Source organism: Capnocytophaga sp. oral taxon 412 str. F0487 (assembly GCF_000271925.1).
GTDB lineage: Bacteria > Bacteroidota > Bacteroidia > Flavobacteriales > Flavobacteriaceae > Capnocytophaga > Capnocytophaga ochracea.
Genome location: NZ_AJZR01000039.1, coordinates 1 through 26,613 on the forward strand (window position 1 = coordinate 1; position 26,613 = coordinate 26,613).

General features: G+C 40.4%; 20 protein-coding genes and 1 pseudogene. 13 read left to right on the plus strand and 8 right to left on the minus strand.

All coding sequences use genetic code 11. The features are described 5' to 3' along the window. Positions 1-3,403, minus strand: a pseudogene (locus tag HMPREF1321_RS06445) (hypothetical protein); the annotation flags it as partial. A gap of 484 nt (positions 3,404-3,887) precedes the next feature. Between HMPREF1321_RS06445 and HMPREF1321_RS06450 the strand changes: the two are divergent. Genes HMPREF1321_RS06450 through HMPREF1321_RS06460 form a run of 3 tightly spaced genes read left to right on the plus strand, consistent with a single transcriptional unit; the run spans position 3,888 to position 5,265 of the window. Beyond that, positions 3,888-4,679 (plus strand): DUF2797 domain-containing protein, encoded by a 792-nt coding sequence (locus HMPREF1321_RS06450; protein ID WP_009421898.1) that lies wholly within the window; start codon positions 3,888-3,890, stop codon positions 4,677-4,679. Between the two features lie 42 nt (positions 4,680-4,721). Further along, positions 4,722-4,949 carry a hypothetical protein gene (locus HMPREF1321_RS06455; protein WP_009421903.1) on the plus strand — a complete coding sequence of 76 codons (228 nt, stop codon included), beginning with the start codon at positions 4,722-4,724 and terminating at the stop codon, positions 4,947-4,949. Beyond that, on the plus strand, positions 4,939-5,265 hold the full coding sequence (locus HMPREF1321_RS06460; protein ID WP_009421892.1) for a hypothetical protein: 327 nt from the start codon (positions 4,939-4,941) through the stop codon (positions 5,263-5,265). Before HMPREF1321_RS06455 ends, HMPREF1321_RS06460 begins: the two co-directional genes overlap by 11 nt. An 83-nt stretch (positions 5,266-5,348) precedes the next feature. Here HMPREF1321_RS06460 and yaaA read toward each other — a convergent pair whose 3' ends face one another. Continuing rightward, positions 5,349-6,107, minus strand: coding sequence for a peroxide stress protein YaaA (gene yaaA, locus HMPREF1321_RS06465; protein ID WP_009421897.1), 759 nt, complete (start codon positions 6,105-6,107; stop codon positions 5,349-5,351). 336 nt (positions 6,108-6,443) lie between these two features. Between yaaA and HMPREF1321_RS06470 the strand changes: the two genes are divergently transcribed. From HMPREF1321_RS06470 to rsgA, 8 genes are all read left to right on the plus strand, one after another. After that, positions 6,444-8,315 carry a glycoside hydrolase family 13 protein gene (locus HMPREF1321_RS06470; protein ID WP_009421921.1) on the plus strand — a complete coding sequence of 624 codons (1,872 nt, stop codon included), beginning with the start codon at positions 6,444-6,446 and terminating at the stop codon, positions 8,313-8,315. Between the two features lie 12 nt (positions 8,316-8,327). Next, positions 8,328-8,573, plus strand: coding sequence for a hypothetical protein (locus tag HMPREF1321_RS06475; RefSeq protein ID WP_009417563.1), 246 nt, complete (start codon positions 8,328-8,330; stop codon positions 8,571-8,573). Next, complete coding sequence (locus tag HMPREF1321_RS06480; RefSeq protein ID WP_009421886.1) at positions 8,560-9,372, plus strand: zeta toxin family protein; 813 nt, start codon at positions 8,560-8,562, stop codon at positions 9,370-9,372. The genes HMPREF1321_RS06475 and HMPREF1321_RS06480 overlap by 14 nt, the downstream gene beginning before the upstream one ends. A 3-nt stretch (positions 9,373-9,375) precedes the next feature. Then, on the plus strand, positions 9,376-12,402 hold the full coding sequence (locus tag HMPREF1321_RS06485; protein WP_009421901.1) for a reprolysin-like metallopeptidase: 3,027 nt from the start codon (positions 9,376-9,378) through the stop codon (positions 12,400-12,402). Positions 12,403-12,470: 68 nt separating this feature from the next. Continuing rightward, positions 12,471-14,852: a reprolysin-like metallopeptidase gene (locus HMPREF1321_RS06490; protein ID WP_009421916.1), complete on the plus strand. Its 2,382-nt coding sequence runs from the start codon at positions 12,471-12,473 to the stop codon at positions 14,850-14,852. Positions 14,853-14,902: 50 nt separating this feature from the next. Next, complete coding sequence (locus HMPREF1321_RS06495) at positions 14,903-17,890, plus strand: reprolysin-like metallopeptidase (protein ID WP_009421902.1); 2,988 nt, start codon at positions 14,903-14,905, stop codon at positions 17,888-17,890. 25 nt (positions 17,891-17,915) lie between these two features. Continuing rightward, on the plus strand, positions 17,916-18,425 hold the full coding sequence (locus HMPREF1321_RS06500) for a CvpA family protein (RefSeq protein ID WP_002673548.1): 510 nt from the start codon (positions 17,916-17,918) through the stop codon (positions 18,423-18,425). Positions 18,426-18,428: 3 nt separating this feature from the next. Then, positions 18,429-19,367, plus strand: coding sequence for a ribosome small subunit-dependent GTPase A (rsgA, locus tag HMPREF1321_RS06505; protein ID WP_009421876.1), 939 nt, complete (start codon positions 18,429-18,431; stop codon positions 19,365-19,367). A 211-nt stretch (positions 19,368-19,578) separates the two neighbouring features. Here rsgA and HMPREF1321_RS06510 read toward each other — a convergent pair whose 3' ends face one another. Then, positions 19,579-20,574: a glycosyltransferase gene (locus tag HMPREF1321_RS06510; RefSeq protein ID WP_009421922.1), complete on the minus strand. Its 996-nt coding sequence runs from the start codon at positions 20,572-20,574 to the stop codon at positions 19,579-19,581. Between the two features lie 101 nt (positions 20,575-20,675). On the opposite strand from HMPREF1321_RS06510, the gene HMPREF1321_RS06515 reads away from it, so the two are divergent. Next, a complete protein-coding gene (locus HMPREF1321_RS06515) occupies positions 20,676-21,539 on the plus strand; it encodes an RNA polymerase sigma factor RpoD/SigA (RefSeq protein ID WP_002673542.1) in 864 nt (287 codons plus the stop codon). Positions 21,540-21,632: 93 nt separating this feature from the next. After that, positions 21,633-23,327, plus strand: coding sequence for a single-stranded-DNA-specific exonuclease RecJ (gene recJ, locus HMPREF1321_RS06520; RefSeq protein ID WP_009421884.1), 1,695 nt, complete (start codon positions 21,633-21,635; stop codon positions 23,325-23,327). A gap of 55 nt (positions 23,328-23,382) precedes the next feature. On the opposite strand, the gene tpx is transcribed toward recJ, so the two are convergent. The 5 genes from tpx to HMPREF1321_RS06545 form a co-directional block, all read right to left on the minus strand. Next, complete coding sequence (tpx, locus tag HMPREF1321_RS06525) at positions 23,383-23,880, minus strand: thiol peroxidase (RefSeq protein WP_002673532.1); 498 nt, start codon at positions 23,878-23,880, stop codon at positions 23,383-23,385. Positions 23,881-23,952: 72 nt separating this feature from the next. Next, positions 23,953-25,182: an NAD(P)/FAD-dependent oxidoreductase gene (locus HMPREF1321_RS06530; protein ID WP_009421904.1), complete on the minus strand. Its 1,230-nt coding sequence runs from the start codon at positions 25,180-25,182 to the stop codon at positions 23,953-23,955. A 2-nt stretch (positions 25,183-25,184) separates the two neighbouring features. Beyond that, on the minus strand, positions 25,185-25,619 hold the full coding sequence (locus HMPREF1321_RS06535) for a PepSY-like domain-containing protein (RefSeq protein ID WP_009421883.1): 435 nt from the start codon (positions 25,617-25,619) through the stop codon (positions 25,185-25,187). 1 nt (position 25,620) lies between these two features. Then, entirely contained in the window at positions 25,621-26,067 is a 447-nt protein-coding gene (locus HMPREF1321_RS06540) for a PepSY-like domain-containing protein (protein ID WP_009410442.1), read from the minus strand. A gap of 76 nt (positions 26,068-26,143) precedes the next feature. After that, entirely contained in the window at positions 26,144-26,587 is a 444-nt protein-coding gene (locus HMPREF1321_RS06545; protein ID WP_009421914.1) for a PepSY-like domain-containing protein, read from the minus strand. Between the last annotated feature and the right edge of the window lie 26 nt (positions 26,588-26,613).

Consider the following 26,613-nt stretch of genomic DNA (forward strand, 5'->3'; position numbering starts at 1 on the left):
TTGGTGTGACGGTCATTGGGTCAGGTACTACCGTAATGGTCGGTGTACCCACCTTAATTACGGCAGTAGCTGTTTGACAGTTACTATTTGGATTAAGCGCTTCGCACTCTTTATAAGTAATGGTATAAGTACCTGCAGGTGTATTAGCAGGGATAGTTACCACTCCATTTTCAGGATTCAAGACAGGAACGTTACCACCGTTGATAGGAGTAGCAGGCACTACATTGGTAATAGTTACCGTGCCACCAGTTCCAGCTGTTGGTTTAGTACCTCCTAAACTATCATTGTCAAGTACACTGATTGTGGTTTGAGTTGTTAAACCATTAGGTATGTTAAAGGTATCGTCTTTCACTACTAAAGGAGTTACTCCTAAATGAATAGTAGAAGTACCTGTTTTTGTGTTACCAAAAGTGTCTTTGGCTACAAAAGTAACTGTAATAATACCGCCTGGTACTGTACAAAGGTCAGCAGGAGTATTATAGTTATTTGTAATAGTTGCTATCGCACCACAAGTATCGGTGGCGGTAGCTGTGCCGAGCCAATTGCTGATAGCCGTAGTAGTCGTAGTTGAGTTGCACACTATATTTAAAGGAGTAGGTGCTGTGAAAGTAGGAGCAGTAGTATCGTCTACTGTTAAGGTAACGGTTACGATGCCACTAGTACAGCCCGCAGTGCTAAGAGCGCGTACATAAGCCGTTTGGGTAGTGCGAGTGGTTACGTGAGTAATCATAACAGGTGCCGTAGTGCTTGAAACAGTAGCTGTAGGGGCAGTGTACCAAAGCAAGGTAGTACCCGTAGGGGCAGTTACATAATTAGCAAACGACACAACATTACTAGTTGCTGTTGGACAAAGAGTTTTACTACCGGTAATAAGGGTAGGTAAAGCTACAGTAAGTACATCTACCTTAGCTACAGTACTTGTAGCTACGCCACAAGAACCAGTTACTACCGCATAGTAATAAGTAGTGCCCGTAGCTGTAGTAGGAGGTGTATAGGTAGCTACGTTAGCTCCCGTAATAAGAGAGCCTCCCGTATTGTTATTGGTTGTATTAGAATACCATTGATAAGCAAGAGTGCCTTCACCCGTTGCTACTACATTGAGAGCTGTAGCTGTAGCATCCTTACAAATAGGAGTTGTAGGAGTTACTGGCTGAGTAGTGATAGTAGTAACCGCTTGTTTAGTATAAGTGAACTCATTAGAGTATACCGTAAGGTTATCACATAAACCTACTATATCAGCTGTATATCTTACCCTAAAAGTAGCACCACTTGGAGTATTATTAGGATTTATAGAGAAAGTACGTATCCGAGCATTTGCATTATTGCTATATACTTGATCGTAATAGTTTTCCCAAGGAGAGGTAGGTGTTTTACGATATTCTAATTGGTAAGCAAAGAAATTACCTCCTCCCAAATTTTTAATTTTATTGCTATAATCGGGAGCAATAGTAGCCTGAGCACTTATAGTACTATTTGTATTACAAATACCATTAATATTATTGTAATTAGGAGTATTAATAGTAATGATATCCGAAGCGGTAAGTACTTGTACTCTTGCTACTGTACTGGTTACTGTACCACAAGTACCCGTAACTGCTACGTAGTAGTAAGTGCTACCCGCAGTTGTAGTAGGAGGTGTATAGGTAGCTACATTAGCTCCCGTAATAAGAGTACCTCCCGTATTGTTATTAGTTGTATTAGAATACCATTGATAACTAAGCGTTCCTTGCCCAGTAGCTGTTACACTAAGAGCCGTAGGTGTAGCATCTTTACAGTAAGCTACTGAAGTTGCAGGTTGAGTTGTGATAGTAGTACTAGCGTTTACATTCAGTTTTACCTCATTAGAATATTTAGTGAGAGTACCACAGAATTCTGCACTATTACTATAAGTATATTTTATCCTTACTGTAGCCTCATTGTAAGCTAATGCTTTTAAAGCACTAGGCTTATAGGTAAGGTCATTAGTCACACTATTGTTAGTTGTAATTGTTTCCCAAGTAGTGCTACCTTTCTTTTTAGCTTGTAATTCATAGTTAAGCGTTCCTCCTGCATAGGCTGGAGTAATGGTAGCTTTAGCAAGATAAGAAGGAGCATTTCCTGTATTATCACATACTGTTTGCTCTGTGAGAGCTGTATTTACTGTAATAATATTTGCTTTTTTTACCGAAGTAGGACACATCTCTACCAAATAGCCTGCCGCTTGTGCATCACTACTGTCCTCTATGGTTATTTTTGTAAAAGGTTTACTAGAAGTTACTTTATAAGCTATATCTGTTACCTTTGTAGGGTTCTTTACCGAAATAAGGCGACTGTTAGCACTTGGATTAGTTACATTTACATCGTTTCCATTACATCTAAAAGCCTCTCTGAGAGTAATATCACCACAGTCTACACTAACTTTTGCTCTATCATAAGCGCTAATACCATTTCCACCTCCCATTCCTACAAACCAAAGTTCAGCTTCTGTTACAGGCTCTTCAAAAGTATAAGTAAGTGTTTTAATATTGTTGTTACTATTAAGTACCCAAGGTAAATCGCCACTATAGCTACTTTGGCAATAAATAGAACTCCTAGGCTCTCCTGCATTCGAAAAATTACCCTTGCCTGTATAAGAACGCGTTACCTTTACTCCTCCCATAGTAGCGGTTGCATTTTGTTCTCTTCCAAACTGAGCGTTAGGCATTGTATCACAACTTGCATCTGCAATAATAGATGCTAAACAAATTTCCACGAAGAAACCATAACCACCTGTTTGTCGTTGTTTTTCTATAACTTGTAACACAAGTTCTGTAAAAGGCTCTGTAGAAGTAATCCCTATTTTAGCATCCGTAGTCTTATGATCTATAGATGATATTTCATTACCAGAGACAGTAAGTAAATTATTCTCACCACAAGTAGAACGTGCGTGTAAAGTTGCCGTTCCTTTATTAGTTGTTATTTTAACCACATCTATATGAGGATAAGATTGCCATCCACCAGACTTACGTGTTCCACTATAACCAAAGGCTGCTAAAAAAACTTCAACATCTATTACGGGCTTACTAAACTTATAGGTAATTTTGCTTACCTTGTTAGAGTCCATAAAAGGATATTTCTTGCCACCAAAAGTATTCTTACGAGATTTACCACAATAGGTTTCGTCACTTTGCGTATCTCCAGGAATAGTTTCCTGATTAGAATACATAATCTTATCAATAGACCAGCCTCTCGTTTCTAATATGCGAGTTACTGTAATACCTCTAACAACAGCGGTTTCTTCTACTCTTTTTTCAGTAGGTGTACCTACTGTTGTATAAACAACAGGCTCAGGCATAGAATTACAAGACTGCACTTGTGCTTCTACCCCCTCAAAAGAGATTAAGAAAAATGCTATAGCTAATAGAATTTTAGTGATATTTTTCATTCTTGTTTTGTAAAAAGACATTGTTAGTGATTTATTTTGGGCGCAAAATTAGTAAAGATTTTTTACATTCTCTACACTGAAGCAATAATTAACACAGTTTTAACAAGTTTAAGGGTAAAAACAACCGTTTTTAATTCTTTTTAAATCTCTTTTTCTTTACACTTTCTACTCTTTACCTTTCCTTACTTGTGTAAAAAATAACACTGTTATATCTTCTGTTTCTGCTGTAATCTGTTTTCTCTTTCATAAGGTAGGTATGAGCTATAAGAAACGCATTAGCCGAAAGGGAAAAAGGTAGCTTCGCTACAAAAAGTCTCGCACAGATTTTACAGAAGTATACTGTAAAAAGAAACTGTAAATCAGAGTTATATATTGAACGGACATTAACTCTTAATTTCGTGTGTTTGCTCTATTTGCTAATCGTTTTGCTTGTTGTGTTACGACTTTTTTTGTATCTTTGTCCCCTCATTTCACTGTTAAAACTATGTTTCAAGGAGTACTTCAAAAAATGCTTACCGAATGGGCTGACCCCATACGGTATTACTTGCCAATGAAAGGCGATTTTGTGCTGATGAACCAACTCATCGGAAAGGATATAACGCTCCAATTTGTACGCTTTCAGTGTATGAATTGTGGGGAAAATAAGCCTATCTTCCGTCAGGGTTATTGCAAAGAGTGCTTTTTTGAAGTCCCTCAAACCGCCGATTGGGTGATGCACCCCGAACTTAGCAAAGCGCATTTAAACATCGAAGAGCGCGATTTGGGTTATGAGCAACAAATGCAGTTGCAACCGCATTATGTGTATCTTGCCAATTCCAGCGACGTAAAAGTGGGGGTAACACGCAAATCACAAGCTCCAACCCGCTGGATCGACCAAGGGGCGCACGAAGCGCTTATACTTGCCGAAGTACCCAATCGCTATTTGGCAGGCATCGCCGAAGTCGCTCTTAAAGCTCATATAGCCGATAAAACTAACTGGCGCAAAATGCTCACCAACCAAATCACTCCCGTAGATTTATTGCGAGTAAAATTAGAGGTGCGCGACTTTGTCCCCGACCAAGTACAACCTTACATCACCGAAGATATCACCCCTTTGCACATTCATTTCCCCGTAGAAAAATACCCTACCCAAGTACGCTCTCTGCAACTGTTGCAAACCCCTACTTATAGTGGTAAACTAATGGGCATCAAAGGGCAATACCTTATTTTTAGCGACAACACCGTCTTTAATGTGCGAGGTAACGAAGGACTGGTGATTAATTTACAAATTAACTGATTTTTCAATTAATTTTTATACCTTTGCAAAAAAAGAATAATTATGTGTGTATTAGTATATCCAAAAGATGAAACCCAAAAAGCAGTGCTAACTTCGTTTTTAGAAGAGAAAAATATAGATTTTGACTATAATATTTCAGATAGTGAGACTTCTAATGAGTATTTGCAAGTGCTTTTGAAACGAGCTAATGAAATTACAGAAAATCCTGAACAAGCAGGAAGGGCTTTTGATGAATTTGATAAAAAAATGAGAGCAAGATATGGATTTTGAGCTAATGATTCATCGTCAAGCCGAAATAGACTTGGAAGAAATTGTAGTTTACTACAATAAAATAAGAGAAAATTTAGGATTTGAAGTATATGAGGAGATTTATAGCTATATACAAGAAATAAAAAGTCGCCCCTTTTCTTTTAGAAAAGAAATAGAACAAGTGCGTGTTTGTTTTACTAAAAGATTTCACTTTGGTATTTATTTTCTTATTGTAGAAGAATTGTCAAAAATTTGGATTATAGGAGCTATAAATGCTAAAGAAGACCCTAATAAATTATTGAGAAGACTTACTATTATCAATATTCCTCAAAAATGATTGATATCATACACTTTGCCAAAGGTGCGAGCCGCACAGGCAGTTGTAGCACGACGTGCAATTAGAACCTTTGGCAAAGTTTTTTATCTAATAAAAACAAGTGTATTTCCTTCTGAAAACTTTTCTGAGAACGCATATCCATCAGTGTTAAACCCTTTCAAATCTTCTACTGAGCGAATCTCGTTTTCTGCTAAAAAACGCACCATACGACCCCGCGCTTTCTTCGCATAAAAACTAACGACTTTCAGCGTATCTCCTTTATAATCTTTGAAAATAGGTGTAATAACGGACACTTTTAGCTTTGTGGTATCAATTGCCTTAAAATATTCTTCACTGGCAAGATTGATAAACAATTCTTCTTCTTGTAATTCGTCGTTCAATGCGTGAGTGATTTTGTCTTTCCAAAAAGCATATAGATTTGTAGCCTTCCCTACGGGTAGTTTGATGCTCATTTCCAATCGATAAGGCGTGATAAGGTCTAAGGGTTTAAGCAGTCCGTATAGCCCAGAGAGAATACGCAAAGACCTTTGCAACTTATCCATTTGCGTTTCGGAGAGAGAATAGGCATCGAGTCCTTCATACACATCGCCATCGTAAGCAAAGAGTGCCGGACGCGCATTTTGTGGAGTAAAAGGCAATGAGAGCTGTTGGTGTCGTTGCCAATTTAGGTCGGCGAGCTTTTGGGAGATATGCATTAGGTTTATGAGTTGCTTTGGAGAGAGTGCTTTAAGGGCAGTGCTTACCTCGCCAATTTCCTTTGGGAAAATAGCCGAAGAGTGTACGGTAGTAGGTAGGGCTGATGTTTCGTTAATGGTTTTGGCAGGAGAGATAACGATTTTCATAGTGATATATAATTAACGGGGCAAAGTTACAAAACAAATGACAATTCGCAATTGATAATTGACAATTGAATAGGGGTGAGACATTTGATAGACTTTAAACGGAACTATGATGGCTTTATAGTGGGTCTTCAGTGGGTCTACAGTGGCTCTACAGTGGGTCTACAGTGGGTCTACAGTGGCTCTACAGTGGGTCTACAATGAAGACTAACCAAAGATTAATAGAATACTAATAGAACTTACAATGTTGTTACTATCAACTGTATCTCTCGTTCTGTGGGTCGAACTTGTCCGACCTAAAATAATTAACTACTATTTTTCATTGTTATTTAAAAAGAAATGCTTATCTTTGCGCGAATAAACACCCGTGTAACTTACACTATGAAATACATTATTACCCTTATGGGATTATTTAGTTTTGGAATGACTCACGCTCAGATTCAGCGTGTAGAACCGCCTTTTTGGTGGGAAGGAATGCACTACAGCCAAGTGCAGGTATTGCTCTATGGCAAAAACATCGCTCAGTACAATGTGGAGAGCGATTTGCCTATTGTAAACATACTGAAAACAGAAAACCCTAACTATCTGTTTGTAACCGTCGATACCAAAGATAAAAAAGCGGGCAACTATACCATTTCGCTATTGCAAAAGAAAAAGAAAGTGGGCAGTGTTCGCTACGAATTAAAAGCGCGTCGTGAGGGCTCGGCTTACCGCAAGAGTTTCGACAGCAGTGATATGATTTATCTCATTATGCCCGACCGCTTTGCCAATGGCAAACCCGACAATGATTCGCACCCTGCACTTACTGATAAGCTCAACCGCTCAGATTCTTTCGGTCGTCACGGGGGGGACATTCAGGGGATTATCGACCATTTGGATTATATACAATCCTTAGGTGCTACGGCTATATGGAGTACGCCCTTATGTGAGGACAACGAACCACAACATTCTTATCACACTTATGCCCAAACCGATGTGTACAGAATAGACCCGCGTTATGGTACTAATGAAGAGTACCGACAGCTCTCAGCGGCTTTACACAAGCGCGGTATGAAGCTCATCAAAGATTATGTAACCAACCACTGGGGCAGTCAGCATTGGATGCTGAAAGACCTGCCTTGCTACGACTGGTTACACCAATTTCCTGGTTATGGACAGAGCTCTTTTAGGATAACTACTCAGATGGACAGCAATGCCTCGGAATGGGACAAAAAGTACTGCGAAAAAGGTTGGTTTGCACGCTCTTTGTCTGACCTCAATCAAGCGAACCCATTGGTACTAAACTACCTCACCCAGAACGCGATTTGGTGGATAGAATACGCCGACCTCGACGGTTTGCGTGTGGATACTTATCCGTATAACGACAAAGCAGGCATTGCCCAATGGACGAAAGCTATTACTGATGAATATCCTTATTTCAACATTATGGGCGAGGTATGGCTTACTGAAAGCGCACAAGTGTCGTATTGGCAAAAGGATAGCCCTATTAGTGCGATACAAAGCTATAACACCTACCTGCCTACGGTAATGGACTTCCCGCTCTTCGGTGCAATAGGTGAGGCTTTCCGTACCACACCTTCGTGGGACAAAGGTATGATGCAACTCTACGACAACTTTGCGAACGACTTTCTGTATAAAGACATCAACAATCTGCTCATCTTTGCAGAAAATCACGATACGGCACGTATCAATCACGTATATCCTAAGATAGAGGATTATAAGATGATTATCACATTGCTAGCAACGGCACGTGGTATTCCGCAATTGTACTACGGTAGCGAGATAGCAATGGCAGGCGACAAGAGTAAGGGCGATGGAGATATACGACAAGATTTCCCTGGTGGCTGGGCAGGCGATACGCAGAACGCTTTTAGCGCTTCGGGGCGTACGGCTACTCAGAAAGAGTATTACGATTTTACGGCTAAACTCTTCAATTGGCGTAAGGACAAAGCCGTAATTCACTACGGGAAGACCAAACAATACTTGCCTGAAAATGAAGTGTATGTCTATTTCCGTTACAACGATACCGAGACCGTAATGGTAGTGCTCAACAACAGCGAAAAGAGCCAAACGCTCCACCTAAACCGCTTTGCCGAGAGTTTGGCGGGATTTTTGAGGGGGAGAGATATTATCTCGGGGAAAGAGGTCTCTCTGAGTGGTGACACTTTAGAAATATCTGCTAAAACTCCTATGCTCATTGAATTAAAATAACAAAGGTATATGATGAAAGAACCTATTAGTTTAGATACAGCCTTACAGATTGTAGGCTCATTAAAAGTAAGGGCTATTAAGGAAAAATCTACTTTAACTAATTTGGTAGAGAAGGATGCGTTAGACCAAAAAATTAAAATGTATTTAAAGGAAGAAAAAATGCTATATGGTACTGATGATATGGCAAGGCTTTCTGTTATGGATAAAGTAGTACATTATTATAGTCCGCTAATAAAACAAATGAATGGAGTGCTATAAAATTGAGGATATTTTTGAAAGAGAGAAAGCAGACCTTTTATCAGGTTTAAAATCTCAAGAAAATCCTATTGCCTTTATATTAGGAGGACAGCCTGCATCAGGAAAGAGTGGTCTAGCAAAAGCTATCCTAAGACAATTTCCTGACAAAGATTTTCTTTTTGTAAATGGAGATATTTACAGAGAGTTTCATCCTAAGGCTAATGAGCTTATAAAATATCCTGAGAGATACTCAACAGAGACGCAAATATTCTCTAACTTTTTTACAGAATCACTTATACAAGAGGCTATTATCCATAAATACAATATCATTGTAGAGGGTACTATGCGCAATCCTGAAGTACCTTTGCGTACGGCATTGTCTTTTAGAAAAAACGGTTTTAATGTGGAAGCTTTTGCGATTGCAGCTCCTGCACTCTTTACCGAATTAGGTTTTTATTTGCGCTATCAAGAAGAAAAAGATTTTCAAGGATATGGACGATTGTCAGATAAAAATTCCCACGACAGAGCAGTAGAAGGCTTACTTCACTCATTAGACCGTTTGTACAACGAAAAGGCGGTAGATAAAATACATCTTTACAATTATCAAGCTGAAAAACATTTAGAAACTTTCTCATTGAGGGAACAGCAATGGGATATAAATATTTTGCCTTCTACAGAAGTTATAAAAGCAAGGAGACAACAATTTCAGGATAAGACACTTCGTTTGCAACTGATAGCACGAGCTTACTCTGTTATACCGCGAATGTCCCCACCTATAAAAGCTATAGTAGAAGCACTTATAGAGCAGTTAAAAGACTAAAGAATGAAAAACATCATTACAATAGGATTGCTAATAGGGTGTGTGTTCTTTGGGAAAGCACAGAGCGAGGCGGATAAATGGCTAAAAGCAGTATCGGCACAACAAGGTATTGCCATTGAGTGGCAGGAGCGCAAAACCTCTCTTGCTTCTGAGGGTATTCGCTCTTTTGTGGGTTACTACCAAGACAATTTTGTAGCGACCCTTTCGATAGGAGGACAGAGCGTGTCGGGGAGTTTCCACTACCGAGATACATCGTATGAGATAAACGAGCAAAAAGGACAATTGGTCTTTTCGCCTAATAAAGATTTCCGATGTGGCACTACCGATACGCCTCATTTGCACCCAAGCCCTTCGACAGCACGTCCTACAATATTAGCCGAAGAAACCGCTCCTACCATTGCCAACACACAAACACTAAGAATATACCGCTTGGCAATGCATATCCCTTATAGTACGTTTAGCACAGAACACTTAGAGAAAAACATACAAAAAGTAAAAACATTTTGGGCAGATACTGAAAACTTCTTGAATGAAGTGTACCTACGCGATTTAGGAGTGCGTTTTGAATTGGTAAACGATGAGCGTCTCATCATCAAAGACGAAAGCAAAGAGACTTTTGCAAGCTTTCACAATGCCGATTACGTTAAGGATCATTCAACAAAGGTTATCAATGAACTTATAGGAGAAAATAGTTATGACGTGGGTATCTCTCTTGCATATACCGCTTCCTTAAAAAAAGGAGTAAGAGGATTGGCTTATCTTAAAGGTGTTTATCAGGCTAATACCAAAGCTGATGCCGTAGCAGTACTTACCAAAGAAGTCATAGCTCACGAGATAGGACACTTATTCGGTGGTAAACACACTTTTGGTAGCTATAAGGGCTCAGAAGCCTACGATAGTGAAAAGACGGAGTATGACAGAGGTACTTCGGTGATGAGCTATGGCAGTCCGCGTGACTTTTTCTCGCTGTCGAGCATTCAGCGCATACGGGAACTATTGACGAAAGTACCCGTGAAAGCTCACGACAAGACTTTCACTACTCAAGCCCCTCGCATAGACCACAGCAAGATTAAAAGTCATTATACAATTCCCAAGGGTACTTTCTTTCAATTCAATATCCCCGCTATCGACCCCGATAGTGCAGAACTGCTATACACCGTAAACCAACACGATGTGCGCAATGGTGCTGAAACCCCTATAACACAATACATTATCTACAAACCTACTCCTGCTAACCCTGTAACTATCAAAACAGAGTATCATAAAGACTCAGGTAGTGTAATAGCCAATAGTGGCTTAGCTCAACAAACTACGGGTACTTTTACCTTTTGGTTGGGGGTGAGCGATGCACAACCCCAACAGTCAGCTGATTATATAGTACAATACGATTTGGCTGAAACCAAAGTAACGGTAAAAGACGGTACCCCCTTCAAAATTACGACTACCCCAAAAAGCGAATACAAAGGAGGTACTCAACTCACCCTTAGTTGGAACGTAGATAATACTATTTTCAAAGACACCAAAGTGCGTATCCTACTCTCAGATGATTTAGGCAAGACGTTTAAACATATAGTAGTAGCAGAAGCCGATAACAATGGCAGTAAAGAAATCACCTTGCCTAATATTAGCACTACCCAAGCCGTCTTAAAAGTAGAAGTAATCGATGGTTTAGCCTTTGACCTTACTAACTACAACCCTAAAAATGGAGGTTTTACCATTGAAAAGAATTCAGCCCTTCCCGAACCTCTCCTTTGGGCATCACTTCCTAATCATCTTACCCTTTCTTGTGAACAATCTATTCCAGCCGTAACACTTCCTACTGTTACAGGTGGTTGTACTCCTGTGGTTACCCTTCAAAAAGAAGAACGCATCAAAGGCAATTGTGACTATACTTATACTATCAAACGCATTTTTATAGCTACCGACACTTGTAACCAAACACTTACTTATACTCAAACTATTAACGTAATAGATAAAACTCGCCCTACTTTTGTAGAGGCTTTACCCCAAAATATGAGTATTAAAGAAGGTGAAACAATCCCTACCCAAGTAACGCTCACCGCTACTGATAATTGTGGCACCGCTACTGTTACGCCTTCTCATAAAGAAGTAAAAACTAATGGAAAAGTCTCTCAGCTTATCTATATGTGGGAAGCTAAAGATGCTTGTGGCAATGTTACTACCCACCAGCAAATTATTACCATTGTACCTAAAACAACTCCTATACCTCTTACTTGGGCAACACTTCCTAACAATATAACCGTAGATTGTGCCAAAGCTATTCCAGCTGTGCAAACCCCTACCACACAACGAGGCTGTGCTAAGGTAGTGATTACTCGCGCCGATAAAGAACTCAACAAGCGATGCCTTAACAACTTCACGTTAGAGCGTACTTTTACCGCTTCCGATGGTTGTACAACTCTTACCCATACCCAGCGTATTACCGTAGCCGATACCACCCCACCTACTTTTGTAGGGACTTTACCTCAAGACCTCACGATTAAAGAAGGAACACCTATCCCCCAACAACAGAGTATTTCAGCAGAAGATCCTTGTGCAGGACAACCTACTGTTACAATGTCTCCAAAAGAAGAAACTCTCACTAACGGAAAGCTCTATAAAGTTGTTTATAAGTGGGTAGCGTGTGATGTGTGTGGCAACAAAAGGGTGCATACGCAAACCATTATCATTACCCCAGTAATACCACAACCACCTACACCGCCAATAGTTCCTTCTGTTAAAGAAGTGGTGATTTACAATGCCGTTTCTACTCAAAAAGGCTCAGATAACTATTTCAGAATAGAAAATACAGATGAAAACCGACCTATTACCTTACTTATTTTTGATGAAATGGGCTTGAAAGTATATGAAAGTAACCATTATCAACAAAAAGGTGAATATTTTAGAGGCTATCCTAATGTAAAAGGAGTGATAGGAAGCAAACGCTTAGCAGGTACTTATTTCTATGTGGTTACCTACTATTTCAAAGGACAGCAAGAAACAAAAAAGGGATTCCTATATGTAAGATAACTTGTTAAATTTTGCTTGCTATTTGTTAATTGTTTTGTACCTTTGCGCCGTTTTTTAAAACCAAACTAATGAAACATATATTACACTACTTACTTTGGCTATGCCTAAGCATAGAGGTAGCCAATGCACAAACTAATATCCAAAGTGTTATAGCTCTTTTTGCTGAAAAACCCTCTGTAGAATGGGCTCCCCCTATTCCTAATTCACCTTCTATGCTCGTACAATGGCAAGCGCGAACTACTTCTAATGGTTTCTACTCGTTTGTAGGTTATTACCAAGATCATTTTGTAGGTGTTATCAGCTTTGACAAACAGCAGTTAAGCGGTGAAGTGTTTTACAGAGGAAAGTCCTATGTATTGGGAACTTCTCCCCAAGGAATGCTCACTGTAGAGGCGGTAACCGATGAACACGATTGTGGTGCGAGTTCTTTGGGAAAACAAGCCCTCACTGCCCGCAATTTCTTTCCCGAAGGCAATGAAGATAAGAACGACCCTCCTATCGAGCAACCTGAGATTTACAATTCACTTTATCCTAAAGCGCTCATTCACACCGATGGCGTATTCAGGCACTACCGCTTGGCAATACCGGTGGATTACAGCATTTACAATTCGGTATATTTTAATAGAAATGTAAATAAAATCAAAACGTTTTGGTATGCCACCGTTGCCTTTATGAATGAGTTATATCGCAATGATGTGGGGGTGGATTTTACTTTGGTAGATGATGAGGCACTTATTTTTACAACTGAAGAAAATCATTTATTCCGCAGAAGGGAAGCTGCTAATGAAGTGGTAAACAACGGTACTATCACCTTAAATAAGAAGTACGACCCTAAGAAGTACGATTTGGCAGTGATCCTAACTGATTATCGCGAGAACTACAATGGTTTGGCAGCGGTCTATGCAGTTTATGAGCAACACAACAAAGCTAACGCGGCAGCACGTCCTATAAAACCTTCTACCATTGCCCACGAAATAGGACATATGTTTGGTGCAGACCATACATTTTCTAACGGAGGACAATATTCTAGTAAAACTGAAACAGGCTCGGGTCAGTCGATTATGAGTTACGGTCACGAGCACCCACGCGATTTCTTTTCGCTTATAAGTCTGCAAGAAATACGCAAATTCTTGGGTAACTCTATGGCGTATTACGCCGATGAAGCACGTACCCAAGAGGCAGGTAAACGCGTAGAAGGTACAGGCTCTAACCTTGTTTATGGAGTAAAGAGCAACAACCGCCCCCCAGTGCTCGATAGAACGCATTTAAAGAAAACTTATACCATACCCGAAGAAACTTATTTTCAATTCTATCTCAACGCTACCGACCCCGAAGGCGATGCGCTTACTTATATAGCTCACCCCGCTGATAGGCGTTTTCACTCTACCAAATCTAACGCTCGCTTTATAACCTATAAGGGAAGAGCTGAAAGAAATATACGCTTTGAAACTACTTGGTTTGAGAGTGAACGCAATACCTTTGTACCCATAGGAGCTGCCGATTCTTACAAAGAAGGTAGTTTCACCTTTTGGTTAGCTGCTGCCGATCATAACAAAGACAATAGTAACCACGTAGTGAAATACGATGTAGAAGAGGTACAAGTGAAAATAGTCAAAGGTAAACCTTTTGAAATACAGAATTTCGACAATGGTAGTTGGGAGCAGAACAAGACCTACAAAGGAGGTCAGACAATTTCGCTTCATTGGCAGGTAGACGAGGCTATTTTTACCAAAGATAGTAAGGTGCGTATCCTTTTGTCAACCGACTCTGGTAAAACCTATAAGTATGTATTGAAAAAAGAAGTAGCTAATAATGGTACTTGCCAAGTAGAGCTTCCCAATATATCCGTAGGCACTACTCGCGGACATTTTGGCAAACAAAGAGGACAAGGCATCATCAAAATAGAAGTAATCGATGGCTTGGCTTATGCATTGTCTTGTACAAAGCCTTATCACGTAGGAGGTTTTATGATACAAAAAGACCCTACAAAACCTGAAACTACGCCAGAACCAGAACCTCAGCCTCAACCAGAGCCCAACCCGCAACCTCAACCTCAACCACAGTCCCAACCACAACCTAACCCAACCCCCCAACCCAACCCGCAGCCTAACCCTCAACCACAGCCTAGCCCGTCAGACTCTTCTGATTCATCAACATTACCTAATGCAACAGCTATTATATACAATGCTGTCTCAACTACTAACCCCGAGAACTATTTTAAAATAGAAAATGCTGACGAAGATCGCCCTATCTCGGTGCTCATCTTCGATGAAATGGGACTCAAAGTATACGAGAACAACTATTACGGCAAAAACGGTGAAGTGTTTAGGGGTTACTCTAATCTAAAAACTATAAGTAACAAACCTCTTGCAGGTACCTATTTCTATATAGTTACCTATTATAAAGATGGTAACTTAGAAGAAAAGAAAGGATTCCTATATGTAAGATAATCGGATTTCTTACCTGTTACCTAATACTAACGACTAATAACTAACAACAAATGAAAATATCAAAACTCTTACTACTCTGCTTCTTACTAACAGCAGTAACCAACGCACAACAAAAAGCTATTGAGGTCATACGCCTTTTTGATACAAACACCTCAGTACAATGGAATGTTCCTGTCAAAGGAAAATCTATATCGTTCAGTTGGCAAGCACGCCCCAATAGCCTTGCCCAAGAAGGCTTCCGCACTTTCGTTGCCTATCACAATGGCAATTTTGCAGGAACGCTCTCAATGAATAAAGCTACCCTATCAGGTGAAGTATGGCACGATGGTCATTCTTATTTCATCAACACTGAAAACGGAATGATCAAAGTTACTACTGATAAAGAGCACTTCACTTGTGGCACTTGCGCCGATGGGCAATGCTCCCAAGCCACAACTCCCACTTCCCAAAGACTACCTATGCAACTCGCGCCTGCTAATGCGATGACTGCACGTGGGGCAATACTGCACGAAGAAGCACTTCCGTCTGACGACAAAAAAGTGCTTTACAATACCAATGTACTCAGAACCTATCGTTTGGCTATGCTCATCGATTACAGTTTCTACAAAGAACGTTGTTATGGTGACATAAATAAGGTAAAAGAATTTATGACAAAAGTAGAGGCAGGACTCAATGAGGTATGCGGTAGAGAGATTGGCTGTCAATTTACTTTGGTGAACGACCCTCGTCTTATCATCACTACCAAAGACAAAGAAATATACGATTACCCTGTGGTAAGAGAGGTAGTGAATAGAGCGACTTCAGATTTCAATAACCTTATAGGCGAAAAGAATTACGATGCAGGTATTGTCTTTTCTATATACCGTGATAACCGTGGTTTGGCGCATTTGGGTGAAATTACAGGGAAACTAAAAGGTGGCTGTATCGCCAATCACGAGTTTTATATCATCCTTCACGAATTAGGACACTTATTAGGCTCTGCACACACCTTTACCATAGGAGGAGCAACCGCTTCTTCTCATACCGAGCCCGATAGAGGGAACTCTATTATGAGCTATATCAATGACCCTAACGGCACTTATTTCTCACTTCCGTCTATATACACCATCCGTAACCGTACCAATTTGCACGATGCCTATTACAGCGATAAAGCCCGTACTCAGTTGGTAGGCTTGCCACAAGACAATATCCCTTACGGTGAAGTTTCTACTAACCGTGCCCCTGTAATCCAACGTTCTACCTTAAAGAAGGAATACAAACTCCCCAAAAATACTTACTTTCAATTCAATATAGAAGCAACCGACCCCGATGGCGACCCCCTTCTCTATATGGCACATCAAGCCGATTTTAATCAATTTGGCAAAGCGCGTTTCCCTTCTAATCGCCCTACCGAAAGCAACCATATAGAGTTCTATCAACCCTATAGAAAAAATAATAACACTAATGAATGGGAAAAAGTACTTTATAAGTTCACAGGTGAAAACGAAACCGGCATTTTTACTTTTTGGTTAGGCGTATGCGACGGTAAAATAGGAGCTTACAAAAACGGAAAACCGCACGTAGCGCTCTATGATGTCTATGAAACCAAAGTAAATATAGTAGAAGGTAAGCCTTTTAGGATAACTAATATAACTAAAAGCAGTGCCGGAAAATTTAAATATGGTAAAGAAACTACTATCTACTGGGATGTTGATAAGAATGTTTTTGGCAACGATAGCAAAGTGCGTATACTCTTTTCAGACGATTATGGAAAAACCTATAAATACGTGTTAGCTGATGGAATACCAAACAACGGACAAGCTACGGTCATTTTTCCTACACAAGCCAAAGGGTGGAAAAATTCTAATCTTTTTGTAGAAGGTCTCTTTAAAATAGAAGTACTCGACCATATTGCCTATGCTGTGAGCACTGACACCCCAGGCACTTTGGATATGCACAGCCCTGACATTACCTTTAAAAATTTGCCTGAGCCTGTGATAACTGTTAAAAAGAATGCTATTCCCGAAAAACCTAACGTTACCGCCGAATCTCATTATTGTGGTGCTAATAAAAAAGCTGAGGTAACTTTTTCAGAAGAAGACCATACTACCTATTTATTGCGCAAATGGGTAGCAAAAGATAAATGCAACTATTCTGCTACAGCACAGCAATTTATCTATTACGAAAAAGAAGCGCCTACTAAAACCTTGCGTTTTGTAACTCCTCTTCCTGAGGATAAACACGTACAATGCCGAGGCGATATCCCTGCCAAAGCTGAATTAAAAGCAGAGGGAGCCGAAAACATTCACATAGACTATGAAGAAGAGTTTAGAGAAGGCGACCGTAAGTCTTACAAACTCACTCGCTCTTGGATAGCCTATGCCGATGGAGCTTTGCCTATCCGTTATACCCAACAAATTTTCCTCAAAGACACTCAAAAACCAGTGCTCTCGTCTTACCCTCCAAGTATGACCGTAAAGAGCGACGCCGATGTGCCTGTAAGAGAAAACCTCACTGCAACCGATAATTGTGATGGAGCTTTACAAGTAGTATCTAGCCAAAGCAGTGAAGACAAAGACGGTAAAAAAATAGTGCGCTACGTGTGGTTCGTAGAAGATAGCGCTCATAACGAAAACCGTTATGAACAAGTAATCACTATTGACCCTAACGCTCAAAATCATCAACCACAACCACAACCACAACCACAACCTCAACCTAACCCACAACCTCAACCGCAACCTAATCCGTCCGACCCGTCCAAATCACCCTCTGCGACACTTATAATATATAATGCTGTCTCAACTACTAACCCCGAGAACTATTTCAAGGTAGAAAATGCCGATGAAGATCGCCCTATCTCATTACTTATTTTTGATGAAATGGGCTTAAAAGTGTATGAAAATAACCACTATCAGCAAAATGGTGACTATTTCAGAGGCTACCCTAACGTAAAAGGAGTGGTAGGTAGTAAACGCTTAGCGGGTACTTATTTTTATGTAATTACCTACTATTTTAAAGGACAACAACAAACCAAAAAAGGAATTTTATACGTAAAATAGATATTACTAAAAATATAATTGATAAATGAATAAGATAGATATTTTATTACTGGTAATTCTGGCTTTCGGAGCTGTACGTGGCTTTATGCGAGGGGTTATCATCGAAATGGCATCGCTATTAGCTATTGTGATAGGTATCTATGGGGCGATACACTTTTCGTTTTTTACTGCCTCGTTGTTAGACAAGATTCTACCTGCCGAAAAACAAACCTTGGAGATCTTTGCATTTGGTATTACCCTCATTGTATTAATGCTGGGGGTAATGCTCTTAGCTAAAGTCCTTACCCAGATGCTCAAAATTGCCGAACTCGGTCTTCTGAACCGTTTAGCAGGAGCCTTGTTTGGCTTACTCAAAGTGGCTGTAATTGCAGGGTCGATGTTCTTGTTTTTAGAGCGTACCTTTCAAACCGAAAAGTGGCTCTCAGCCTCCGCTTTGAGTGAATCTCTTCTGTACAAACCCGTAAAGAGTATCAGTCAAGTAGTATACGCCAATGTATTTCCCGAGAAAGAGAAAAAAGAAGAGAAAAGTGAATAGTAAATGGAAGGGTTAGTCTATAAATCTACAGGAAGCTGGTACACAGTGAAGGACGTTGCTACGGAGCAGTTCTACGAGTGTCGTATCAAAGGCAAATTTCGCCTAAAAGGCATTAAGAATACAAATCCCATAGCTGTGGGTGACCGCGTGCTCTTTCGTTTGGAAGAGAGCAACAGAGGCGTCATTACCGAGATAAAAGAACGCGATAACTACATCATTCGTAAATCGGTAAACCTCTCTAAGCAAACTCATATCATCGCTTCCAATATCAACCTCGCTTTTTTGGTAGTAACCCTCAACAATCCGCCTACCTCTACTACTTTCATCGACCGTTTTTTGGTAACTGCCGAAGCCTATGGCATCAAAACCGTATTGCTTTTTAACAAAGTAGATACTTATACAGAAGACGAGCTCACCGAAGTGAAATACCTCGCTTCAATATACCGCAAGGCAGGTTATGAATGTATAGGTATTTCAGCTACTACGGGCAAAAATATCGATAAGGTAAAAGCTACTATGGAAGGAAAAACCTGCGTGGTATCAGGGCATTCTGGTGCGGGCAAGTCTACTCTCATCAATGCCATAGCTCCCAATTTACATCTCAAAACTGCCGAAATTTCTCAGCAACATCAGCAAGGTCAGCACACTACCACTTTTGCCGAGATGTTCGATTTGCCTTTTGGGGCACGCATTATCGATACTCCAGGTATCAAAGGCTTTGGTATGGTAGAAATCGAAAAAGAAGAACTCACCGACTATCTTCCCGAGTTTTTCGCTCTCAAACACCAATGTAAGTTCAATAACTGTCTCCATACCGATGAACCCCAATGCGCTGTAAAAGCAGCCTTAGACCGCGATGAAATCGCTTGGTCGCGCTACAAAAGCTATCTCCAAATCCTAAAAGGCGAAGAAAGCGTATACCGAGAAGGCGAAGGAGAGTAACGCAAAAAACAATATTAAAATAAAACACCTCCCTCTTACAAACAACAGACCTCCAATAGGAGGTCTGTTTTCTTTCGTTTTATTTCTGCGCAAATGCCCTTTATAGCAGTTTGAAAATCAAATCTTTATATAGCTATCCTATACCAATCGTCCAAGATTCGTATAAGCTTCCTATAAGCTTTCTATAAGCTCCCTACTACTAAAAAAGAGGTTATTTAAAGAATAAATGTGGGAAAAGAGTTTCGATTGGTTTCTTAACGAAAGCTATTTTTAATGTTGCTCCGAGAAATCCCCAACCATAACTAAAAAACTGTACCAGAAGTGCCCAAACCGATAAAAATCCTATCTTCACACTGCGGTTCTCTCGGGCACTGTCCCACCCTATCAATATAAAATAAGAAACGTATACAAGCAAGGGAGCGATGTGTCCAAAAAAGGCTAACAGTATAGCGCCACAAAGTCCCAAGGCAAAGCAAGTGGGCAACCAAAAAGTCAGCTTGCGCGTTTGTGGGTGCCAATGGTTAAGGATAGCCCGCGTCTGTCCAAATTTGCTCACTTGGGTACGGAATTTCGCCCACGAAATGCGCCGTTTGTGAAACACAAAAGCGGTAGGGATAAAAGCCGAATCAAAACCCTTTTCCCAAAGGCGTATCACTAAATCAGGGTCTTCACCAGGGTGTATTTTCCCAAAACCTCCCGTCGCCTCAAAAGCTTTACGCGATAAACCCATATTAAAACTGCGAGGTTCAAACCGCTGAATACGCTTTTGGCTACCGCGAATGCCCCCCGTAGTCAGCAAAGAAGTCATCGTATAGTTAATAGCTTTCTGAATATCGGTAAAGTCATCGGTAGCAGTATCCGAGCCCCCAAAACAATCTACGTAATGGGCTTGCAAGAAGTCATCTACCGCTTCCAAATAATGAGAAGGCAAAATGCAATCGGAATCTAAAATGAGAAAATAATCGTGCTGAGCGCGTTGCATACCGTAATTGCGCGAGTCGCCCGGACCTGTATTAGGTTTAGAAAGATAAGTAATCGATAAATCGTTTTGGTATTTTTTACATATCTGCTCTGAGGTAATAGTAGAGCCGTCCTCTATCACTACTACTTCAAAATCACCTTCGTAAGTTTGTGATGCAAGACTGTTTAGCAGTTCGTCAAGTTCCTCAGGGCGATTGTATATAGGGATAATAAAACTATATTTCATCTGTTAAAGTAATGTTAAAATTAAAAGATTTTGTAACATCTCTATAATACCATACGTATAATATGCGTATAAGAATCGACAAAATTAAGGATTTTTTCTGAATGAGACAACTAAAAATTACCAAACAGGTAACCAACCGTGAAACTGCGTCTCTTGATAAGTATTTGCAAGAGATTGGTCGTGTAGATTTGATTACTGCTGATGAAGAGGTAGAATTGGCACAACGCATTAAGGCAGGCGATGTAGCCGCCTTAGAAAAACTCACCAAAGCCAATTTGCGCTTCGTGGTATCAGTAGCTAAACAATACCAAAACCAAGGGCTTACCCTGCCCGACCTTATTAACGAAGGGAACTTAGGGCTCATCAAAGCAGCACAACGTTTCGACGAAACCCGTGGATTCAAATTCATTTCCTACGCCGTATGGTGGATTCGCCAATCTATTCTCCAAGCCTTAGCCGAACAATCCCGTATTGTGCGCTTACCGCTGAATAAAATAGGTTCTATCAACAAAATTAACAAGATGTATGCTTACCTCGAGCAGGCGAACGAGCGTGTACCTTCAGCCGAAGAGATTGCGCGCGAACTTGATATGTCAGTAAATGATGTGAAGGAATCTATGAAGAATGCAGGTCGCCACATCTCTATGGACGCACCTTTGGTAGAAGGAGAAGACTCTAACCTTTACGACGTGATTCGCAGTAACGAGTCACCTAACCCCGATAAAGCTTTAATATTAGATTCTTTGCGCACCGAGATAGAGCGTGCGCTCGAAACGCTTACCCCTCGCGAAGCCGATGTAGTTCGTTTGTATTTCGGTCTTTCCGACCAGCACGCAATGACCCTCGAAGAAATAGGTGAAACCTTCGACCTCACTCGAGAACGTGTACGTCAAATCAAAGAAAAAGCAATACGTCGCCTTAAACACACTTCCCGTAGTAAAATTCTAAAAACATACTTAGGCTAAGTGCGAGCTACACAAGCAATAATATCACACACTTTGCCAAAGTGTGAAACTTTGGCAAAGTTTTTTTCTTACCTCTTATCTCTTACCTAAATAATGGACTACACTTGGAACTTTAAACCACTACCACCGCAAGCCATTGTCGCTACTTTGCAACAAGAGCTCAACATCAGTGAGCCTTTGGCGATTCTTTTAGCACAACGAGGTGTGACTACCTTTCAGCAAGCAAAAGATTTCTTCCGTCCTACACTCTCACAATTACATAATCCTTTCCTGATGAAAGGAATGAAAGAAGCCGTTGCTCGTTTAGATCGAGCCTTAAAAAGTAACGAAACAATCCTTATTTATGGTGATTACGATGTCGATGGTACTAGCGCCGTTTCTTTAATGGAGCGCTATCTTAGCAACTTCACTTCTAAATTGCACACCTACGTCCCTGACCGATATACCGAAGGCTATGGTATTTCTTTTCAAGGAATAGACTATGCCGAGGCGCAAGGTTGTACCCTCATCATTGCGCTCGACTGCGGTATCAAAGCCATTGATAAAGTAGAATATGCCAAAGAAAAAGCCATTGACTTTATTATTGTCGACCACCACCGTCCTTCGGAACAAGTGCCCGATGCTATTGCCGTGCTCGACCCCCAGCAAGCTGATTGTCCTTACCCATATAAAGAACTCTGTGGTTGTGGTTTAGGGTTTAAATTAGCCCAAGCTTATCACGAGTATTTACAACGCCCGTTCAGCGAACTCATTCCTCTTTTAGACTTAGTAGCCGTCGCTACTGCTGCCGATATCGTACCAATGGACGGCGAGAATCGCTGTTTGACGTACTTTGGATTAGAAGTACTCAATAATAATCCATCGGCAGGCGTAAAAGCGCTTTTTGGAGAGCATCAAGGTAAAATTACCATAACCGATGTAGTGTTCAAAGCAGCACCTCGTGTGAATGCAGCAGGACGTATAGAACACGGCAAATACGCTGTTGCTCTCCTCACCGAAACTGATGAAGAACAAGCCGTACTTAAAGCTAAGGAAATAGACGCACTCAATACACATAGGAAAGAGCTGGACAGCAGTATCGCCGCCGAAGCTCTCAACCAAATAGAGGCAAATGGCGAGCAAGAACACTATACGTCGGTAGTGTTTAATGAAGAATGGCATAAGGGGGTGATAGGCATTGTTGCCTCTCGCCTTATAGAGCATTATTATCGTCCTACGGTAGTCTTTACTAAGAGTGGTAATAAGTATGCTGCTTCAGCGCGTTCGGTACAAGGATTTGATATTTACGAAGCTTTGGAACAATGCAGTGAGTATTTGGAGCAGTTTGGTGGTCATAAATACGCTGCCGGACTCACTTTGCGCCCTGAACAGTATCCGCTTTTCAAAAATGCCTTTGAAGAAGTAGTAAAGCAAACCATAGACTCTTCGTTTCGTATTCCCAAACTCTTTATAGATACCGCTTTGCCATTGAGCAAACTTACCCAAAAGTTGTATAACGTACTCAAACAGTTCGAGCCTTTTGGTCCTCTGAATCTCCCTCCGCTCTTCTATGCCGAAAACGTAATAGATACCGGCTTTGCCAAACGTATCGGTAAAGATGAAGAACACTTAAAACTCACCTTAAAAGAAGTAGGTACTACCTCGTATTACGACGCAGTAGGTTTTGGCTTAGCACATAAACTCCCCATAGTAACCTCTGGCAGACCTTTCAGCATAGTATATTCAATAGAAGAAAATCAGTGGAATGGCAGAGTAAGTTTACAGTTACAAATAAGAGATATAAAATAAAAAAGAGGTTATTAGAATACTATTCCAATAACCTCTTTTTTATTTGTTTCCTTACCTATTTCAAAGCCTCTAACGCTTTAACGTAGTTAGGCTCGTCTGTGGTTTCAGCTACTTGTTCTGTATAAACCACTTTCCCTTGCTCATCTAAAACTATTACACAACGTGATAATAACCCTTTTAAAGGAGTATCAGTAAAGACAATAGGGTAATGCTTTGCAAAATCACCTCTAAAGTCTGAAAGCATAGTGAGATTGTCTATTCCTTCAGCAGCACAAAAGCGAGTAAGTGCAAAAGGAAGGTCTTTAGATACACAAAGGATAGCTACATTGCTGAGTTTAGAAGCTTCCACGTGAAATTTGCGCACAGAAGCTGCACATACCCCCGTATCTACACTCGGAAAAATATTTAGTACAACTTTCTTTCCTTGAAAGTCTTTGAGTGTTACTTCAGCTAAATCATTCCTTACAGCTGAAAAATTAGGAGCTATAGTACCCACTTTGGGAAGTTCTCCAACAGTATGAGCTGGTTGTTCGTGAAACGTAATATTTGCCATAAAATATAGTTATTATTAATAATATGGAAATAAACAAAAATAGTGCCAAGGATTAAGTTTATAATAGAATTATTATTGAATACTTTCTGCAATGATATAACCACCCGTCCACGCATTTTGGAAGTTAAACCCTCCAGTAATAGCATCAATATCGAGTACTTCTCCTGCTAAATAGAGCTGAGGGTATAGCTTGCTCTCATAAGTCTTAAAGTTGATTTCAGAGAGTTTTACACCACCTGCTGTTACAAATTCTTCTTTGAAGGTAGCTTTGCCCTCTATGGGAAAACGATATTGGGTAAGAGCTTCAGCCAGCCGACGCAATTGTGTTTTGTTGAGCTCTGCCCACACTTGTTCAGGGGCGACTCCTGCATTTCCTAACAGAGCAGACCATAAGCGTTTGGGGAGTTCAAAAAGTGAGAAGCTTTGTATTGTTTTGCGTCCATTGTGTTGTTTAAACTCTTGGAAAACAGAGAGCGTTTCGTCATAAGAAAGCGCCTCTGTGAGGTTAGCGGTGAAATTTACTTCCATTAAGCATTGGTAGTTACATTCAGCTAGCACACGAGCCCCCCAAGCCGAGGCGCGCAATACCGCAGGTCCGCTAAAACCCGTATGGGTGAAGAGTAGCGGAGCAGTCTCAGTTATTTTTAGTGATTTTCCTTCTTTGCTAAGCAAACGTACAGAAGCATTTACAGCAATACCCGATAGTTCTTTTGTCCATTGGGTGGAAGTATGAAAGGTAAACAACGAGGGGACTGGTGGTATGATAGTATGCCCCAAATTAGCTAACAATTGCCATATTTTAGGATTACTGCCGGTGGTAATGACTACATTTCGAGTAATGTAGGTCTGCTTGGGCGTACTTACTTGCCAACCTTTGGGAGTAGGAGAGAAGGCTTGTACATTCTGCTCAGTGAAGAGCTCTATATGGTGTCTTTTTATTTCGTTGAGGAAGCAATTTACAATGCTCTCCGAAGTATTAGAAATAGGAAATACACGACCATCAGCTTTAGTTTTGAGAGGGACACCGTGAGCTTCAAACCAGTCCATTGTATCACCACACATAAAACGGAGGAAAGGACTGAGAAGTTCCTTACTGCCACGAGGATAGTTCTTTACGAGTTCTTGGGGAGTAAAGGTAGCGTTGGTGAGGTTACAGCATCCTCCGCCCGAAATGCGCACTTTGTGGAGTGCTTCTTTGCTTTTTTCGAGGATAACAATCTTAAAGTTAGGGTGTTTTTCAGCAGTATTAATAGCGGTGAAGAAGCCAGCAGCTCCTCCACCGATAATAAGAAGGTCGTACATAGTTATTTTACCCCAATAAAATTGAACTTATCGTCAAATTTGAGTTCTTGATCGTCGGTAAGTTCTGCTTCATATTTCTTTTTACTAAGGTTGCGCGATACTTCTTTGATAGATTCAAAAGGGAAAGTGGCACGTACGTGTGCTAATATTTTTTCGGGCACTACGTGATCGGGCACTTTGCCGTGACGAGCTTTAAGCTCTTTCCAATCGCCATCGCCGTTAAACTCTATTTCAAGTCCATCGCGAAAGATGACGGTGTACTCTTCGTCCTTGTAATCGGTGTCTTTCCATACCGAAGCGATGTGGTCTACCAAGAAATGCTCGCGCACAAAGTTGATAGCATCGGCAGGAAGGTCGTTAAAAGTTACTTTTTTGTCTTGTGCTGAGGCTACGCTGAAGGTAAGTGTAGCAGCAATGAGTAATAAAAAACGTTTCATTTTAGTCGTCTATTTTTAAGAATTTACCATTTAAGTTAAAAATGAGTTCTACCCCGTTAGAAAGGTCTACTTCGTATTTAGTACGCCCTTTTTTAATTTCTTTAACGATTACATTAGGGTAGTTTTTGTGCACATACTTAGTAATTTTTGTAGGAACAATCTTGGGCGAAACTTGTCCGTTGCGTGATTTCACTTCTTTCCAATTGCCATCAGCACGAAACTCTATTTCTGTGCCATCAGCAAAGAGCACGGTGTAGTCCTCTACTTTGCCTTTCTCGGTATCTTGCCATACCGAAACGATGCTATTAGCAGAAAAATGTTGCTTAATAAAACTTTGTGCACTAGCAGGCAAAGTACTTATAGGTACAAGACCTTCGTCTTGAGCGGTAGCCACTCCAAAAGCAAGTAAAGAGAAGACTACTGTTGATAATGTTTTGAATGTATTCATCTTTTTATAATTGATATGTTTTAGGCGACAAAGGTAGTTAAAAATAAAAAAAGTACCAAATGAATGGTACTTTTTATTAGTCGTCTATTCTTAGGAATTGTCCTTTAGCATTGAATTCCAAATCAAGTCCGTTGGCGAGTTCTACCTCATAGCCATAGCGTTTCTTTTGGATTTTGTAGATATCCGTCTGAGGGTAGGTTTTCTTTACGTACTGAGCGATACCATTAGGAATGAGTTTTGCAGGTACAGCCTGAGTGCGAGTTTTCACTTCTTCCCAGTCTCCATTGGCATAAAATTCAATTTGAGTACCATCGTTAAAATACACTTTGTAATCTTGGTCGTGGAAATCGTCGTCTTTCCATACCGATGCGATATCATTTACTTTAAAGTGTTGTTTTACGAAAGCTTGCGCCTTAGCTGGTAATTGTTCAAAAGTAATAGGAGTGTCTTTAGCTGATACGTTTTGTACTGCTATTACAGTCAATAAAAAAGTGGTGATAATTGATACTAATTTTTTCATTGTTTTAATCTGTTTTTAAGTTTAAC

Bases quoted from the DNA above. Each gene is read 5' to 3' on its own strand.
- HMPREF1321_RS06450 (WP_009421898.1), top strand. From the start codon at position 3,888: ATGTTTCAAGGAGTACTTCAAAAAATGCTTACCGAATGGGCTGACCCC.
- HMPREF1321_RS06455 (WP_009421903.1), top strand. From the start codon at position 4,722: ATGTGTGTATTAGTATATCCAAAAGATGAAACCCAAAAAGCAGTGCTA.
- HMPREF1321_RS06460 (WP_009421892.1), top strand. From the start codon at position 4,939: ATGGATTTTGAGCTAATGATTCATCGTCAAGCCGAAATAGACTTGGAA.
- yaaA (WP_009421897.1), bottom strand. From the start codon at position 6,107: ATGAAAATCGTTATCTCTCCTGCCAAAACCATTAACGAAACATCAGCC.
- HMPREF1321_RS06470 (WP_009421921.1), top strand. From the start codon at position 6,444: ATGCTTATCTTTGCGCGAATAAACACCCGTGTAACTTACACTATGAAA.
- HMPREF1321_RS06475 (WP_009417563.1), top strand. From the start codon at position 8,328: ATGAAAGAACCTATTAGTTTAGATACAGCCTTACAGATTGTAGGCTCA.
- HMPREF1321_RS06480 (WP_009421886.1), top strand. From the start codon at position 8,560: ATGGAGTGCTATAAAATTGAGGATATTTTTGAAAGAGAGAAAGCAGAC.
- HMPREF1321_RS06485 (WP_009421901.1), top strand. From the start codon at position 9,376: ATGAAAAACATCATTACAATAGGATTGCTAATAGGGTGTGTGTTCTTT.
- HMPREF1321_RS06490 (WP_009421916.1), top strand. From the start codon at position 12,471: ATGAAACATATATTACACTACTTACTTTGGCTATGCCTAAGCATAGAG.
- HMPREF1321_RS06495 (WP_009421902.1), top strand. From the start codon at position 14,903: ATGAAAATATCAAAACTCTTACTACTCTGCTTCTTACTAACAGCAGTA.
- HMPREF1321_RS06500 (WP_002673548.1), top strand. From the start codon at position 17,916: ATGAATAAGATAGATATTTTATTACTGGTAATTCTGGCTTTCGGAGCT.
- rsgA (WP_009421876.1), top strand. From the start codon at position 18,429: ATGGAAGGGTTAGTCTATAAATCTACAGGAAGCTGGTACACAGTGAAG.
- HMPREF1321_RS06510 (WP_009421922.1), bottom strand. From the start codon at position 20,574: ATGAAATATAGTTTTATTATCCCTATATACAATCGCCCTGAGGAACTT.
- HMPREF1321_RS06515 (WP_002673542.1), top strand. From the start codon at position 20,676: ATGAGACAACTAAAAATTACCAAACAGGTAACCAACCGTGAAACTGCG.
- recJ (WP_009421884.1), top strand. From the start codon at position 21,633: ATGGACTACACTTGGAACTTTAAACCACTACCACCGCAAGCCATTGTC.
- tpx (WP_002673532.1), bottom strand. From the start codon at position 23,880: ATGGCAAATATTACGTTTCACGAACAACCAGCTCATACTGTTGGAGAA.
- HMPREF1321_RS06530 (WP_009421904.1), bottom strand. From the start codon at position 25,182: ATGTACGACCTTCTTATTATCGGTGGAGGAGCTGCTGGCTTCTTCACC.
- HMPREF1321_RS06535 (WP_009421883.1), bottom strand. From the start codon at position 25,619: ATGAAACGTTTTTTATTACTCATTGCTGCTACACTTACCTTCAGCGTA.
- HMPREF1321_RS06540 (WP_009410442.1), bottom strand. From the start codon at position 26,067: ATGAATACATTCAAAACATTATCAACAGTAGTCTTCTCTTTACTTGCT.
- HMPREF1321_RS06545 (WP_009421914.1), bottom strand. From the start codon at position 26,587: ATGAAAAAATTAGTATCAATTATCACCACTTTTTTATTGACTGTAATA.